This window comes from Methylorubrum sp. POS3, assembly GCF_043352485.1.
Classification (GTDB): domain Bacteria; phylum Pseudomonadota; class Alphaproteobacteria; order Rhizobiales; family Beijerinckiaceae; genus Methylobacterium; species Methylobacterium suomiense.
In genome coordinates this window covers 4798114-4812958 of sequence record NZ_JAPRBT010000001.1, presented here as the reverse complement: position 1 = coordinate 4812958, position 14845 = coordinate 4798114, and the positions used below count along the sequence as shown (strand labels likewise).

Genomic DNA, 14845 nt, shown 5'->3' with positions numbered 1-14845 from the left:
CGGGACCGTCAATGGTGGCGACGACTTCCGGGTCGATCCCGATCACGTCAGCCACCGTTCACCTCTCCCGTTCTAAGCCTTGCTGTACGAGCGGGCCGAGCGGCCCGAACGGAGAGGATATCGTACGATGATGCACGCGAAGGCGTTCGCATTGGCTGCGGTGGTCGCCGGCAGCCTCGGATGGGCGGGAAGCGCCCAGGCCCTACCGCTTACCCCCGCGCCGCTCGGCGCAGGGGAGGGGGCGTTGGTGGAGCGCACGGCCGGGGGCTGCGGTCCCGGTTTCCATCCGAACCCCTGGGGCATCTGCCGCCCGAACCTGTACGGCCCGCGGCCGTATTGGGGGCGGCCGGTCTATGGCGGGCCCTACGGCTATTATCGCCCCCGGCCGGTCTACCGGCCCTACGACTATGACGGCCCGCGGCCGTTCTACCGTCCGCGTCCTGACTATTACTGAGACGATGGCGGCATCCGGTCCCTCGGCCGGGTGCCGCCCCTCAGGCGCTCCGCGCCATATCCAGCTTGGCAAGTTCCACCGCCGCCCGCACTTCGATCTCGGCCAGGAGCCCATCGAGGCGCGGATCGCCGCTCTCGGGAGTCCGCTCCGCGAGGCGCCCGGCAATGGCACGCAGATCCGACGTTGCCACCCTGCCGCCGATCAGCGCCGCCTTGAGCCGATCGAGCCCGTCGAGGAGGTCGTGACCGCGTTGCACCGAGCGACGACGGCGCTCCTGCGGGGTATCAGAACCATCCTGCCCCTGAAGCGTCAGGATCGCGTCGAGTCCGGCGAGCATGCCGGTCTGCGCCGTGCCGGCCGTGCTCGCGCGTTGTGGTTCGGTCTCTCCTGCCGTGAAGCCGCCCGGCGCGGTGGCGCGGCGCGAGCCCGACACGGAGCCCGCGGCGGCGGCGGCAAAGCGTGGGTCGACGCGCATCAATCCGGCCCCTGGAAGAGAGGGGCGAGAATCGGCCGCCACGGTTAAGCGCCGGTAAACGTCCCGGCAGTTCCTGCCGCCCCGGCAGAAAGCCGCCCGGTCCTGAAACGGTGTCGCCGTCGCGTTGTTCTGAGATAGATTAATATAAACAACAGCTTAGTGCGAGGTTCCGGCTGGCACGATCCTGGCTGTGCAGAGGACATGACGCCGAACCCGGTCGAAGTCCCTCCGATGCCGCTCCCGAAGCGCCTCCTGCCGTTCCGCCTGCTGGCCGTTCTGGCCTGCCTGCTCACGGCCGTTCCCGGTGGGGCCTTGGCTCTGTCGCGGGTCAAGGACCTTGCTTCCATCGAGGGTGTGCGCGCGAACCAGCTCGTCGGCTACGGCATCGTCGTCGGTCTCAACGGTACCGGCGATACGCTCAACAACATACCCTTCACCAAACAATCCCTGCAGGCGATGCTGGAGCGCCTGGGCGTCAACACCCGCGGCGCCACGATGCGCACGCAGAACCTCGCCGCCGTGATGGTGACCGCGAGCCTTCCGCCCTTCGCGACCCAGGGCACCCATATCGATGTGACCGTCTCCTCCCTGGGTGATGCGAAATCCCTGCAGGGCGGGACCCTGCTGGTGACGCCGTTGCTCGGGGCCGACGGAGAGGTCTACGCCCTGGCCCAGGGCTCGGTCGCCATTGCGGGCTTCTCCGCGGAAGGCGAGGCCGCCAAGATCACCCGCGGCGTGCCAACCAATGGGCGCATCTCGAACGGGGCCCTGATCGAGCGTGAGATGGCGTTCAAGCTCAATGAGGCGCGCACGCTCCGCCTGTCGCTGCGAAACCCGGACTTCACCACATCGAAGCGGATCGCTGCGGCCATCAACGATTTCATGGGGGCCGACACCGCCGAGCCGATCGATCCGGCTACCATCACTCTCCAGATTCCCGCCAAGTATCGCGGCAACATGATCCGCCTCATCACCGAGGTGGAGCAGTTGAGGGTCGAACCGGACCAGACCGCCCGAGTGGTGGTGGATGAGCGCTCCGGCATCATCGTGATGGGCCGCGACGTGCGGGTCTCCACCGTGGCCATCGCCCAGGGCAACCTCACGGTCACGATCACCGAGCAGCCGATGGTGAGCCAGCCCGGCCCGCTCTCGAACGGACAGACGGCGGTGGTGCCCCGGACCGGCGTGAAGGTCGATACGGGTGACGGCAACAAGCTGGCCCTGGTGAAGGAAGGCGTGACCCTGCGCGAACTCGTGGACGGCCTCAATGCCCTCGGCGTCGGCCCACGCGACCTGATCTCGATCCTTCAGGCGATCAAGACCGCCGGCGCGCTCCAAGCCGATATCGAACTGATGTGACCCCGACATTTCGGAGGACCGAAGCCATGTTCCCCCTCGCAACTTTCGCGGCATCGGCGGCCGTCGGTGTCGGCAAGAACCTGCTGCAATCGCTGTCGAAGACCGACACCGACACGATGGACACATCCAAGGCGGCGGTCAAAGCTCGCAAGACCGCCGATGATTTCGAGAAGATGTTCTTGGAGGATAGCCTGGAACGTCTGACACAGAGCGAGGGCACGGAAGGCCCCCTCGGCGAGAACGGCTCGGGCGGCGGGGTCTGGCGCTCGATGCTGACCAAGGAATACGCCAATGCCATCGTGAAGAGCGGTGGCGTCGGGATCAGCAACCAGGTCTATTCCGAGATGATGCGGATGCAGGAGGTCGGTCGTGGCGGCAAGTGAGACCCCCCTCCGCCTCAGCGACCGTGCCGGAGCGCAGGCCTTCGTCCAGAACCTGCTCGCCGTGATGAGCGAGCTCGAATCGGCCCTCGGCCGTGAGAGCGACGGTGTTCGTGCCGGGCGTATCGCCGAGGCGATGACGGGCGCCGCCGCCAAGGCGGACCTCGCCGCCGCCTACACGACCGGGCTGGAGACCGCGAAGGCCAATGCCATCGCGCTGGCCCGTTTCGCACCGGAAGGATTGGAGGCGCTGAAGACGGCTCAGCGACGCTTCGCGACCGTGCTGGAGACCAATCAGCAGGTTCTGGCCACCGCCCGCACCGTGTCCGAAGGGCTCATCAAGGCGCTCGCCGAAGAAGTCGGGAAAGCCCACACGCCCACCGTCTATGGTCGCCCCTCGCACAGTCCCTCGCCCTATGGCCGGGCTGGCGCGAACAGCGGACCGCTGATCCTCTCACGCAGCCTGTGACCCGGGCCGGATCGGTCGCATGGCCGATACTTCGATGATCGCGGATCGACCACCCTTGGGCGAAGGGCTGGGTGCGACAAACCAAACCTCGGCGATCGTTTGTGCCCGATATCGCGCAGCGTGCGGTAGCGAAATCTGAACACATTGTATCTTGTTGCGGCTGCCAAGCCTGCGGAACCTTCGCCATCTGTATCGCTTGCCCCCGAACACAATCTTCGGAGATAGCGCCCATGTCCAACGACGTGCTGATTCCATTGCTCGCCGTTTTCACGATCGTCGCGGTCGCGGGGTTCGCGGTCTGGCAGCGGGGCCGGGTCGCCCAGTCCAAGAAGGATCCGCAACGCTCGAGCTTCACCCAGGCTCACGGAGAAGCACCGCGCCCGAACCGGCCGGGCACGGAACACTGACGGTTCGTCCCATCAGAGCGATCGGTCTCTCGCATCCATCGGCCGAGACGGTCAGGCGAACCGAACGACGAGACGCGGACCGCGTTACGCGAGGTGGGTCGGCTCGACCCACCAACCCGGCTGTGCGGACCGCACCGCACGCGTCGCCGTCTCGGCGCATTCCCCATCGGTGAACACAGCGAACACCGTCGCGCCCGAGCCCGACATCCGGGCCAGGCGGCAGCCGGGCTGAGCCCGCAACAGCGCCAGAGCGTCCCCGACGATAGGGGCCACGGTGAGGGCCGGCTTTTCGAGATCGTTGCGGGCCGGGGTGATGGCTGCGAGCACGCTGTCGGCATCGGCACCGGCGGCGATGGAGGGATGTTTCGCCCCGTTGAGAGATTGGCCGATCGCCAGCCCGAGAGCTTTGAAGACCGGTGCGGTCGCGACGGGAACGCCGGGATTGACCAGAACCGCAGGGAGGGCGGCAAGATTGAGGACAGGGCCGACGGCTTCGCCCGCGCCCGTCATCATCCGGGCGCGTGGATCGAGGCAAACCGGTACATCGGCACCCGTGGCCCGCGCCGCCGCCATGATTGCGGGGTGGTCCAAGGGCAGGCCGTTCCGTTCCGCCAGCAGCCGCAGGGCTGCAGCGGCGTCCGAGGAGCCGCCTCCGATACCGGCTGCCACCGGCAATTCCTTGTGCAGATGAAAGGCACCGACCGTCAGACCCGGTAGGCCGGCCAGGAGATGGCGGGCGGCACGCAAGACGAGATTGTCGTCGAGGGGTCCCGCCGGTCCGGCGGTCGGGCCGGAGATGTCGAGGGTCAGACCCCGCCCAGGATCGAGCGAGAGCGTGTCCGCAACATCGGCGAAGGCCACGAGACTTTCGAGCACGTGGTAGCCGTCCTCGGGCCGACGGCCGAGCACGTGTAGAGTCAGGTTGATCTTGGCCGGAGCACGGGTGGTAAGGCGGGACACGGGCTCTCGGCCGGACGGAAGACGATGACGCCTGCCTTAGGGGTGACGGGCGGTGCGGGCAAGCCGTCGCTCGTGCGAAGGGCCCGGCGCGGGTGCGTGACCCACGCCGAAGCCGTTCCGTCACCAGCGGTGATGCCAGCCCGCGCGGTGCCAGCCCCAGCCGCCGTGATGGCCCCAGGGGCGATGCCAGCCGACATGGCGGTACCCCCACGGACGGCCCCAGCCGACATGGCGGTAACCCCAAGGGCGCCGCCAACCATAGCCGTAGCCGTACACGACCGGGCGGGCGTAATAGACCGGACGGTAGGCGTAGGGCCGCCAGTTCGGCTTGCACCAACCGGACCAGCCGCGGTGGAAACCGGGTCCGCACCCGTCGCGGGCTTCGGCGGTCGTCGCCGTGGCGGCAATGGTGCCGAGGGTGAGCAGCGTTGCGGCGGCAAGCTTCAATCGCATGATTGTCCTCCTTCGGTCATGGGTGACGCTCAGGAACGACGTCGAGAAAGCGATCGTTGCTGGATTACGAAAGTTTAATATTCCGGCCGGAACAATACAGCGATTCGTGAAGTGCCGATCGCGTTCTATTGCTGGTCGATGTCTGTGTCGCTCGAGTCGGATCAAGATGTGGTGAGATCTCGGGACTCGCGGCCGTGATCCATGCGCCGCCGTCCCAAGGCCCATTGTTCTCGTCAAACCAGCCCGATCTTGTTTTGTGAGACTTCGCGCAATGGCGTGTTCGGGCGCGGCATCGCGCCGGTCAAGTGCTTCTAGCGGCCGTCCGAGTGGCAGAGAATGGCGCGCACCGTCGTGCGGATAGGCCCGACATCCCTGCGGCCTGGGTGATCGACCCTCGGGAGCGATCCGGGGGGAGGAATGCGGGCATTCGTCGGTACGGACCTAGCCATGGCTCGACACCCGCCACAGTCAAGGCGCTGCGCGGAAGAAAGGGTCTGAGTTGGGGTATACTGTCGGCCGACCCCGAACGGCCGGCCGGGTCTCCCGCTTTGGACGGGAATAGCGGGGAAAGCCTAGAGGCGGTCCACGGACCACCACACGCTCCCTTGCGAGAACCGATATCGCCTAACCGCACGCACCCGAATTCCGGATGCGCGCGGCTGAGTCCGTCGCTGCGCTTGCAGGATGTCCGTCCGAAGACGGTCCTAACCGCCCGGCTTCTTATCGGCCGAGCCCGGCGCATCCCCCGGCGCGGGAGCCCCCTTGGGTAGTTCCGGGTTCGCCGGATTGTGCGGGGCGGCCACGGGTGCGGGGACCTGTTCCGCCGGGGCGGGCGGGTTCTCGGCCGTGGCGGTCGGCTTGTCCGGCTCGGGCAGGCCATCCTTGAGCTTCGCGTTGATCTTTTCGAGATCATCCGGCTCGGGATTGAGGTCCTTGGCATGCTGCCACTGGAACTTGCCCTCCAGCCGCCGCCCGGTGCGCCAATACGCGTCGCCGAGATGGTCGTTGATGGTCGGATCGCCGGGCTTCAGCTCGACGGCCTTCTCCAGCTCGCGCACCGCGTCGTCCCAGCGGCCGAGGCGGAAATAGGCCCAGCCGAGCGAGTCGATGATCATGCCGTCGCGGGGCGAGAGATCGACGGCCTGCTTCAGCATCTTGAAGCTCTCGTCGATGTTCATGTTCCGATCGACCCAGGAATAGGCGAGGTAATTGAGAACCTGCGCCTTGGCGTTGGGCTGGGTCGGGGGAAGCAGGGTCAGGGCCTTCTTCAGGTCGGCCTCCGCCTCGTTCCACTTGCCGGCCCGCTCGTAGGCGGTGCCGCGGAAGTAGAACAGCGTCCAGTGATTGGCCTCGACGCCCGCCGGGATCAGCTTGATCGCGCGGGTATAGGTCTCGGCAGCCTCGGCGAACTTCTTGCGCGAGCGCTGCACGTTGCCGACGGCGGAGATGACGTCGATGTTGTCGGGGTTGGCCTTGAGCACGGTGTTGAGATGCTCGAGAGCCTCGTCGCCCCGGCCCATCTGCTCGAGGTTGAGGCCGATCTGGATATCGGCATTGAGCTTGAGCGGGGAGCTCGCCGGGATCTGGGCGTAGGCCTCGTTCGACCGCTCGGTCTGCTTCATCCGATCGAGGGTGTCGGCGAGCGTCAGGCGCGCGACCGCGTGCTCGGGGGCGAGGTAAAGGGCCAAGCGAAGATAGACGACGGCGGGCAGTTCGTCGCCCTGCGTCGAGCCGGCGGAGCCGAGGCCGTACAGCACCTCCGCCGCACCTTCCTGCGCCGAGGCGATCAGCGGCGGCAGCGGTTTGCCGGCCTTGAGCTTGTCCAACGCGTCCACCACCATCGGGTGACGCGGCATCGTCTTCTCGAACTGGCTGTAGGCGTCGATCGCGAGATCGGTGCGGCCGATACCCGCCTCGAAGCGCGCATAGGCATCGACGATGCGCAGGGTGCTCTGATCGGCGTCGAAGGCCGCTTTCAGCTTCCGCTCCGCCTCGGCCTTATCGCCCACGAGGGCCGCGATCAGCCCGGCATGGTAGTCGCGGAAGACGTTGAAGTAGCGCTCGCCGCGCAGGCGGTTCAGCGTTTCGTTGGCGCGCTTGCCGTCACCCGCGCCGGCATAGGCCCAGGCAGTCAGGAGCGTGGCGGTCAGGTCGGCGGCGGCACCCTTGCCGCTGCGGGCGAAGCTCTGACGCGCAGGTCCGTACTGCCCGGCTTTCAGCTGACGCACACCCAGCGCCAGCTGGGCAAGCCCGTTCGAGCCTTCGCGAGTCGCGAGTCGCTCGGCGGCGCGGAACGCGTCGGTCATGGCGCCGTCGGCCAGGAGCGAGACGAAGGCGCGCTCCAGCAGTTCGGCGTTGCGCGGATCGCCCTTCACCGCCTCCCGGTAGAAGCTGGCCGCGGCGGCGGTGTCCTTCGAGGCGCCGGCGATATAGGCGGAGAGGAAGTTGCCCTCCAGCGATTCCGCCGGCTCGTATTCGGAGATCGGCGAGGATTCCCGCGGCTGCAGCGCGGCGGCCGGCAGAGTGCCGGCCACGGAGCCCAAGAGCATCAGGGCGAGCGCGGCAGCGCTCCGGCGGGCGGTGGTTCCGTTCATGATCACCAGACGCGGCTCCATGCGGCGCCGCGCGAGGGTTGCCCCTCTTGTCGACCGGCACCGGTTCGGCGGGGGACACTGAACTCCTTCCGCCATGACCGCAAGGCGAAAGGATGGCGCGGGGGAGAGGCGTTTTGGCCGCTCAAGAATCCCCCGCGATCTCCGCCTTGGCGTCCTCGACGAGCCCCGCAAGGCCGGCATCGACCTCGGAGCCGAGCAGCGCCCGCTCCGCATTCGTGAGATCCTTGGCCCAGGCGCCGCCCCCGAAACCCTCACGGCAGCGGGCGCGCTCGGACTCGATGGCGGCTTCGGTTCCGGCCGGGTCCGCCCGCATCGCCGCGACGAAACCGAACCATGCCGCGCGTTCCACCACCGCGAGGCGGGCGCGCAAGCGCATCTCCACCGCGCGGGCCGGATCGACCGCTCCCTCGTCGTTTTCGGCCATCGTGGATCCCCGTTTCGCCTCAGCGGCGCTGCTCGCAGCGCGTCTTCACGTAGGTCTTGGAGTCGGTTTCGGTATGCCCTGCACTGGCGGCGAGAACCGGCCCTTGGATCAGGCATTCCTGAAGGGTGTGCGCCGGGCCGACGATCACGTCCAGCGCCGTCTCGCGCGAGCAATCGGGCACCTGAACCGTGGAAGCGCAGACGAGGGCGACGACGAGGATCGGGTTCATGCGGGTCCGGCCTCCGATGGGGTCCGACCGGCAGCGATCGGGCTCGGAAGTTAGAACGGCCCGGCGGCCCGACGCTCCCAAAAAATCCCGTGATCCGGCTGCGTCACAGTCGCACGCGGACGCTCACGCGTCGTCCCGCCGATGGGATGTCCGCCGGAAGCCTAGGAACGATGCCCCGGCTCGGTTGCGCCGGGACCTGGGGGCATCGAAATCCCGACGTCGGCATCTCAAAACGCTCAGAGGCCGCGACCGGCAAGGCGTGCGCTCAAGGCCCGTCCGCGTTCTGCCCCAAAAAAGTCGCAACAGAGGCCTGTCTTCCGCGCCTCCGGACGGGGTCGTTGCGAGGAGGCGACATGTCTTTCGACGTCATCCTGACGAAATCAGCCCAGGAACTCGGCGAGAGTCGTGGTGTCTTGCCAGATCTCGAAGAGCGGGCGCGGGACGAGATCGCGGATCTCCCCGGCGATGGCCTGGAAGAATTGGAGCGGCGGCTGTTTCATGCCTTCGCCCTCGATGACGGCACCGCAGTGATCTGCTCGCTCACCGCGGACGGGGCCGTGCGCGTCGATGCCTGCGAGGCGGACGCCGCGGCCTGAACGCGATCCGGAACCCACGCGACGAGAGCTGGATTCCTCCTCCCGATCAACGACCCGTCGAGGAGGAACCATGTCCCATGACACCGTCGGCATCGAGGCCGACTTCGCCACCCGCGAATCCGCCCACGCGGCCAAGAACCGCCTCGTGCGGGCGGGCTTTGCCCGCAACAGCATCGACATCTTCCGCGACGGCGACGGCTTCGTCGTCCGTCTGCCGATCCGCGAGGAGAACCGGGCGCGCGCCGCCCGCCTGCTGAAGGGCACCGCGTTGGTCGAGCGCGCCAAGCACAGCGGCTGGGCCGCCGCCGACCGGGTCGGCAGCCAACCGCTTCTGGCGCTGGGCATCGCGGCGCTGGCGGGCTTCGCGATCTATGGGCTGACCAACCGGCGCTGAGGCCGCTTCAGCCTTCCTCGAAGTAGCGGTTGCCCGGCCGCTTCAGCCCGAGATGGTCACGCAGCGTCGTGCCTTCATACTCGGTGCGGAAGAGGCCGCGGCGCTGCAATTCGGGCACGACCCCATGGCAGACATCGTCGAGTCCCTCGGGCACGAAGGGGAACATGACGTTGAAGCCGTCGCAGCCCTCGCCGTGGAGCCATTCGGCCATTCGGTCGGCGATCTGCTCCGGCGTGCCGACGAAGGTCAGCCCGCTATAGCCGCCGACCTTCTGCGCGAGTTCGCGGACGGTCGCACCGGTACGGCGGGCATAGTCGACGATCTGCGCCTGCCCGCTCTTGCTGGCGTTCGATTCCGGAATCTCCGGCAGCGGCGCGTCGAGCTCGAAACCCGAGGCGTCGGTGCCGAGCCGGACCGAGAGATTGGCGAGCCCGCTTTCCACCGGCACCAGGGCGTCGAGCCGCGCCTTCTTCGCCTTCGCCTCCTCCTCGGTGCCACCGACCACCACGAAGGCACCGGGCAGGATCTTCAGGGCGTCCGGGTCGCGGCCCGCCGCCCGCATCCGGCCCTTTACGTCGGCATAGAACCTTTGGCCGGCCTCGAGCGTCGAGGATGAGCCGAACACCATCTCGGCGGTCTCCGCTGCGATCTGACGGCCCGCCTCGGAGGCGCCCGCCTGCACGATCACCGGCCAGCCCTGGACCGGCCGAGCCACGTTCAGCGGGCCCTTCACCTTCAAGAATTCCCCCTTGTGGTTCAGGGTGTGCAGCTTGTCGGGATCGAAGAACAGGCCGGCTTCGACATCGCGCACGAAGGCATCGTCCGCCCAGGAATCCCAGAGTCCGGTGACGACTTCGTAGAACTCGCGGGCCCGCGCATAGCGGGTGGCGTGATCGAGATGGGCGTCGCGCCCGAAATTCAGGGCTTCGTCGGGATTGCCCGACGTGACGAGATTCCAGGCCGCCCGGCCCTTGGAGATGTGGTCGAGCGAGGCGAATTTTCGGGCGACGTGATAGGGCTCGTTATAGGTGGTCGAGGCGGTGGCGATCAGCCCGATCCGTTCCGTCACCATGGCGAGCGCCGGAAGCAGGGTCAGCGGATCGAACGAGGTCACGGTGGCCGAGCGCTTGAGCGCCTCCATCGGCATGTTCATCACCGCCAGATGATCGGCCATGAAGAAGGCGTCGAACTTCGCCGCCTCCAGCGTGCGGATGAAGCGCACGAGGTGGTCGAGATTGAAGTTCGCATCCGGAAAGCTGCCCGGATAGCGCCACCACGCGGTGTGAATGCCGATGGGGCGCATGAACGCGCCGAGGTGGAGTTTTTTGCTGATCGCGTTCCCCATGCCTGCCTCCGGCTCGAGCCTGTCGCCCCGCACGATATGGCGTGGATCGCCCATCGCCGCATCGTCGGACTCGCGGATGGGGACAGGTAGGCCAAGCCGGACCCGATTGACTGCGCCGTGATCCGGGAGAATCGCCGCGTTCGCGACGTCAGCCTGCCGACGTCAGCGACGCTTTCCGCAGCACTTCAGAAAGGTTCTCCCCAACGCTTACCCGTTCGAGGAACTCGTCCCTCGAGACGATGAGGTCCCTCTCCCAATCAGATGTCCAACTCGGCCCCATCGGCAAACGCCGCCCGCTCCGTGATGAACGCGAAGCGCGCTTCCGGCTTGTTGCCCATCAGCCGTTCCACGGTGTCCCCGGTCGATTCCCGCGCCTCGTCGAGCACCGCGACGCGCAGGAGCGTGCGCTTGCGCGGGTCCATCGTTGTCTCCTTCAACTGCGCCGGCATCATCTCGCCGAGACCTTTGAAGCGGCCGATCTCGACCTTGCCGTTCTTGAACACGGTCTTGATGACCCGCTCCTTGTCGGCATCGTCGCGGGCATAGGCCGATTTGGCGCCCTGGCTGATCCGATAGAGTGGCGGGATCGCCAGATACAGGTGGCCCTTGTCGATGAGCTTGGGCATCTGACGATAGAAGAAGGTGATCAGGAGCGAGGCGATGTGGGCGCCGTCCACGTCCGCGTCGGTCATGATGATGACCTTGTCGTAGCGAAGGTCGCCCTCGCGAAAATTCGCGCCGGTGCCGCAGCCCAGCGCCAGCGTCAGGTCCGAGATGAGCTGGTTGGCGCCGAGCTTGTCGCGGCTGGCCGAGGCCACGTTCAGGATCTTGCCCCGCAGGGGGAGCACGGCCTGCGTGGCACGGTCGCGCGCCTGCTTGGCCGAGCCGCCGGCCGAGTCGCCCTCGACGATGAAGATCTCGGACCCCGCAGTGCCGGCCGCCGAGCAATCGGCGAGCTTGCCGGGAAGCCGCAGCTTGCGCGTGGCGGATTTGCGGGCGACCTCCTTCTCCTGGCGGCGGCGCAGGCGCTCTTCGGCCCGGTCGATCACCCAGTCGAGCAGCTTGTTGGCCTGGGCCGGCGAGGCGGCGAGCCAGTGATCGAAGGCGTCGCGCACCGCCGTCTCGACGATGCGGGACGCCTCCACCGTGGCGAGCTTGTCCTTGGTCTGTCCCTGGAATTCCGGCTCGCGGATGAAGACCGACAGCATGGAGGCACAGGTCGCCATCACGTCGTCGGTGGTTACCGCCGTCATGCGCTTGGCCTGATTCACCCGCTCGGCATGCTCGCGCAGGCCGCGCAGCAGCGCGACGCGCAGGCCCGATTCGTGGGTGCCGCCCTCCGGCGTCGGGATGGTGTTGCAGTAGGAATGCGAGACGCCGTCATCGGCCACCGTCCAGGCCACCGCCCATTCGAGCGAGCCGTGGGAGCCGGGCTTCGTCACCTTGCCGGAGAACATCGCGTCGAGGACGAGCTCTTTCCCCTCGATGTCGCGAGCAAGATAATCTGACAGGCCGCCGGGGAAGCGATGCACGGCCTCCGCCGGAACGTCCTCCATGCCTTCGAGGAGAGAGGGCGCGCAGCGCCAGCGGATCTCGACGCCGCCGAAGAGATAGGCCTTGGAGCGGGCCATCTTGAACAGGCGCCGCGGGTCGAATTTCAGCGAGCCGAAGATCTGCGCGTCGGGGTGGAAGCGCACCCGCGTGCCGCGCCGGTTCTGCACGCGGCCGACCGTCTCCAGCGAACCCTGTGCGTGACCGCGCGAGAAGGTCTGGCGGTAGAGGGTCTGATTGCGGGCGACTTCGACCTCCAGAACGTCGGACAGCGCGTTGACCACCGAGATGCCGACGCCGTGCAGGCCGCCGGAGGTCTCGTAGACCTTCGAATCGAACTTTCCGCCCGCGTGCAGCGTGGTCATGATGACCTCGAGCGCGGACTTGCCCGGGAATTTCGGATGCGGATCGACCGGGATGCCGCGGCCATTGTCGGTGATGACGAGAGACCCGGTCTCTTCGAGCTCGACCTCGATGAAGCTCGCATGGCCCGCGACGGCCTCGTCCATCGAATTGTCGATCACCTCGGCGAAGAGGTGGTGCAGAGCCCGCTCATCGGTGCCGCCGATATACATGCCGGGCCGGCGCCGCACCGGCTCCAGACCTTCCAGAACTTCGATCGCCGACGCGTCGTAGCCGGCCTCCGCCGTCTCCGGCACGGCCGCCGGCACCGCCGCGAGGCGACGGCGCTCCGCTTCCGCACGCACCGGCTTGGCCTCGGACGGAGGCTTCGCACCCGGACCGAACAGATCGCGCGCCGGATCGCTCACGCGACGGCTCCTCGAGTCGGGACGGAGACGGGCTGCATGGCTCTTCATACCTTCTTGATACAGGAACAAACAGGAAACAAAAAGTGTCCTGTCGGCCCTCCGGCGCCGCAGCATCGCATGCCGTCGGCGGCCCGTTCAATTCGTGGGACCGCACATCGTAGGCCGGATCCTGTCACGACAGTGATGCAAGGGGATGGTTAAGGAGTGCCTGCGGGGCCGGAGGGAACCGATGTGCGTTGGCGCACGTTGTCCCGGAAACGTCAGCTTGACCATTGGGAGATCCGCCGATGACCGCTGCTGCGCAGGCCCGCCACCTCTCCCTCGCGCGCCTGGAACGGGTGGCCGGTCAGGCCTTCGGTTACGCGGAAGACATCGAGCCGGTGGCGCCGCGATATCTCCTCTCCGCCTCGTCGAGCATCGCGCTGGCGACGGTTGCGACGGCTCTGGCGGCGACCTTCAGCTACTTCGTCTAAGGTCGTTACCCGCCGAGCCCTGAAGTGAGGGGCGGGACGAAACGAGGCGGCTTGTTCCGGGCGCCACCTTGGCCCTGGCTGTGGTCCTTGGAAGGTCATCAGGTCGATCAGACCTTGCACTTTGACTCGTTTTCGGTCCCGAGAGGTGCATCTGGATCCGTTGGACGGTGGCCTGAGACGCCATTGAGGGTTCGATCGGAAAGGCTCCTCGACGCCATTTGGCAAGCAGGACCGAGCGCTATCCTTCGGTCCTGCCCGACCGACCCCTAAATGACGAAGAAGGCCTCGACCTTTTCGCGCAGTCCGCGGGGTGATGTCCTCAGCCTGATATTCGTCGGGACTGGCGCGGCGCGTTTCACCAGCCGCAGAAACGTCTCGTAGGCCGACCGGAGATTGTTCGAGTTCGGCTCGACATCGGCTTTGACCAAGGCGCCGGCCGCCGATTTCCAGAGTTGCGATTGCGGCCCGTGCAGGGCTTCCTCGAGCCCATGGCGATGCAGGGCCGACAAGGCGTCGGGCACGTTGTCGACGAGTTTCACGCCGAAATCCGGACGTTGCGGATCGAGCCAGACAACCACCGTTTCAGGGAAATTGTTCGACGTCACGATCGAAGCTCCCATGGCTATTCGTGTTCATGCAATGCGCATTATAACACCAAGTTGCATGCGAATGCTTTGGGTTGCCTATCGTGGTAAAGGTTCGGTAACCTTCTCCCGCATAATTATATAAGTTGAGAGGAATTAACTGCCCTCGCCTGGACGTTGTGGATCGAATTCCAGGACGCCAGGGGCTCCACGCCCCCCTTACGGTGAGCACGCCGGTCCAAGTCATTTTGCTGATTGCGGGAGGCTGAGCCGATGCGGCTCAGCGACAGGTTCCCGCCGCATCGGCTCGGTCGCGGGGGCCGTGGGCAGGGCGGCGAACAGTTCCGGTTCGATCGTGTGAACCGTGACGGCGACGCAGCGACGCTCGCGACGGAGGCCTTACTTATCCTTCAGCACATCGATCGGGTTCGTGCGCTGGGCGGGCGAGGGCTCTCGGGTCAGCCCCGTGCCGCTACGTCCCTCGACGGGCGCGCGGCCGCCACCGACGGCACTCTCCGCACCTTGATCCTTGCCCTGCGACGGTACGGAGCCGCTCGCGAGCTCGAGGCAGGTCACCAACTCGACATAGGAGGGCGATCCGCCCGCCTTGAATTGCTGGGAGCATTGCGTCTTGGCGGCCTCGGGGAACTTGCCCCAATTCTTCTTCAACTCGTCATGGGCCCCCCGTTCGGAACGGAGGCAGCCATCGAGGCTCGCATTCTCGCTGATGCTCACCTGCGCCCGCTGAGCCGACTTGCAGGTGGATTCGACGTCGAGCCGGGGCGGCCCGTCCTCCGCAAGAGCCGGCCCGGACAGCACGGCGAAACCTAGGGCGGCGAGAAGGATGCGTGTCGTCATGACGGCTCGTACGAGGTTCGCGGGAGGGCAGGGCGCTCGCAACGACAAC

General features: G+C 66.9%; 18 protein-coding genes. 8 read left to right on the top strand and 10 right to left on the bottom strand.

The genetic code is table 11. From position 1 onward, the window contains the following. Window positions 1–127: 127 nt before the first annotated feature. Complete coding sequence (locus OWC43_RS22410; RefSeq protein WP_137829054.1) at window positions 128–454, top strand: GCG_CRPN prefix-to-repeats domain-containing protein; 327 nt, start codon at window positions 128–130, stop codon at window positions 452–454. A 40-nt stretch (window positions 455–494) separates the two neighbouring features. Here the strand turns inward: OWC43_RS22410 and OWC43_RS22405 are convergent, their stop codons facing one another. After that, a complete protein-coding gene (locus OWC43_RS22405; protein ID WP_137829055.1) occupies window positions 495–929 on the bottom strand; it encodes a flagellar assembly protein FliX in 435 nt (144 codons plus the stop codon). 231 nt (window positions 930–1160) lie between these two features. Here OWC43_RS22405 and OWC43_RS22400 point away from each other — a divergent pair, with 231 nt between their 5' ends. The 4 genes from OWC43_RS22400 to OWC43_RS22385 all read left to right on the top strand — a co-directional run bounded on the left by OWC43_RS22400 (window position 1161) and on the right by OWC43_RS22385 (window position 3544). Next, complete coding sequence (locus tag OWC43_RS22400) at window positions 1161–2288, top strand: flagellar basal body P-ring protein FlgI (RefSeq protein WP_393958378.1); 1128 nt, start codon at window positions 1161–1163, stop codon at window positions 2286–2288. A gap of 26 nt (window positions 2289–2314) precedes the next feature. Further along, the gene (locus tag OWC43_RS22395) at window positions 2315–2671 is read left to right on the top strand and encodes a rod-binding protein (protein WP_393958377.1); all 357 of its coding nucleotides are present in this window, start codon (window positions 2315–2317) and stop codon (window positions 2669–2671) included. Continuing rightward, a complete protein-coding gene (locus OWC43_RS22390; RefSeq protein WP_393958376.1) occupies window positions 2658–3137 on the top strand; it encodes a hypothetical protein in 480 nt (159 codons plus the stop codon). The genes OWC43_RS22395 and OWC43_RS22390 overlap by 14 nt, the downstream gene beginning before the upstream one ends. Before the next feature lie 230 nt (window positions 3138–3367). Next, entirely contained in the window at window positions 3368–3544 is a 177-nt protein-coding gene (locus tag OWC43_RS22385; RefSeq protein ID WP_171015450.1) for a hypothetical protein, read from the top strand. Between the two features lie 84 nt (window positions 3545–3628). Here the strand turns inward: OWC43_RS22385 and OWC43_RS22380 are convergent, their stop codons facing one another. The 5 genes from OWC43_RS22380 to OWC43_RS22360 form a co-directional block, all read right to left on the bottom strand. Next, entirely contained in the window at window positions 3629–4504 is an 876-nt protein-coding gene (locus OWC43_RS22380; RefSeq protein WP_393958375.1) for a 4-(cytidine 5'-diphospho)-2-C-methyl-D-erythritol kinase, read from the bottom strand. Window positions 4505–4624: 120 nt separating this feature from the next. Next, window positions 4625–4957 carry a GCG_CRPN prefix-to-repeats domain-containing protein gene (locus OWC43_RS22375; protein ID WP_137829060.1) on the bottom strand — a complete coding sequence of 111 codons (333 nt, stop codon included), beginning with the start codon at window positions 4955–4957 and terminating at the stop codon, window positions 4625–4627. A gap of 704 nt (window positions 4958–5661) precedes the next feature. Continuing rightward, window positions 5662–7551 carry a tetratricopeptide repeat protein gene (locus OWC43_RS22370; protein ID WP_137829061.1) on the bottom strand — a complete coding sequence of 630 codons (1890 nt, stop codon included), beginning with the start codon at window positions 7549–7551 and terminating at the stop codon, window positions 5662–5664. A gap of 142 nt (window positions 7552–7693) precedes the next feature. Then, window positions 7694–7996, bottom strand: coding sequence for a hypothetical protein (locus OWC43_RS22365; protein WP_137829062.1), 303 nt, complete (start codon window positions 7994–7996; stop codon window positions 7694–7696). Between the two features lie 19 nt (window positions 7997–8015). Further along, on the bottom strand, window positions 8016–8225 hold the full coding sequence (locus OWC43_RS22360) for a hypothetical protein (protein WP_137829063.1): 210 nt from the start codon (window positions 8223–8225) through the stop codon (window positions 8016–8018). 353 nt (window positions 8226–8578) lie between these two features. Between OWC43_RS22360 and OWC43_RS22355 the strand changes: the two genes are divergently transcribed. Next, window positions 8579–8821 carry a hypothetical protein gene (locus OWC43_RS22355; RefSeq protein ID WP_393958374.1) on the top strand — a complete coding sequence of 81 codons (243 nt, stop codon included), beginning with the start codon at window positions 8579–8581 and terminating at the stop codon, window positions 8819–8821. Between the two features lie 70 nt (window positions 8822–8891). Further along, complete coding sequence (locus OWC43_RS22350) at window positions 8892–9215, top strand: hypothetical protein (protein ID WP_137829065.1); 324 nt, start codon at window positions 8892–8894, stop codon at window positions 9213–9215. A 7-nt stretch (window positions 9216–9222) separates the two neighbouring features. Here OWC43_RS22350 and OWC43_RS22345 read toward each other — a convergent pair whose 3' ends face one another. Next, entirely contained in the window at window positions 9223–10518 is a 1296-nt protein-coding gene (locus tag OWC43_RS22345; RefSeq protein ID WP_393958621.1) for an LLM class flavin-dependent oxidoreductase, read from the bottom strand. Between the two features lie 299 nt (window positions 10519–10817). Then, on the bottom strand, window positions 10818–12881 hold the full coding sequence (gene parE / locus OWC43_RS22340; protein WP_393958373.1) for a DNA topoisomerase IV subunit B: 2064 nt from the start codon (window positions 12879–12881) through the stop codon (window positions 10818–10820). Between the two features lie 287 nt (window positions 12882–13168). On the opposite strand from parE, the gene OWC43_RS22335 reads away from it, so the two are divergent. Continuing rightward, window positions 13169–13354 (top strand): hypothetical protein, encoded by a 186-nt coding sequence (locus OWC43_RS22335; protein ID WP_137829068.1) that lies wholly within the window; start codon window positions 13169–13171, stop codon window positions 13352–13354. A 266-nt stretch (window positions 13355–13620) separates the two neighbouring features. Here the strand turns inward: OWC43_RS22335 and OWC43_RS22330 are convergent, their stop codons facing one another. Then, window positions 13621–13974 carry a hypothetical protein gene (locus OWC43_RS22330; RefSeq protein ID WP_137829069.1) on the bottom strand — a complete coding sequence of 118 codons (354 nt, stop codon included), beginning with the start codon at window positions 13972–13974 and terminating at the stop codon, window positions 13621–13623. Window positions 13975–14337: 363 nt separating this feature from the next. Continuing rightward, the gene (locus OWC43_RS22325) at window positions 14338–14796 is read right to left on the bottom strand and encodes a hypothetical protein (protein ID WP_393958372.1); all 459 of its coding nucleotides are present in this window, start codon (window positions 14794–14796) and stop codon (window positions 14338–14340) included. Between the last annotated feature and the right edge of the window lie 49 nt (window positions 14797–14845).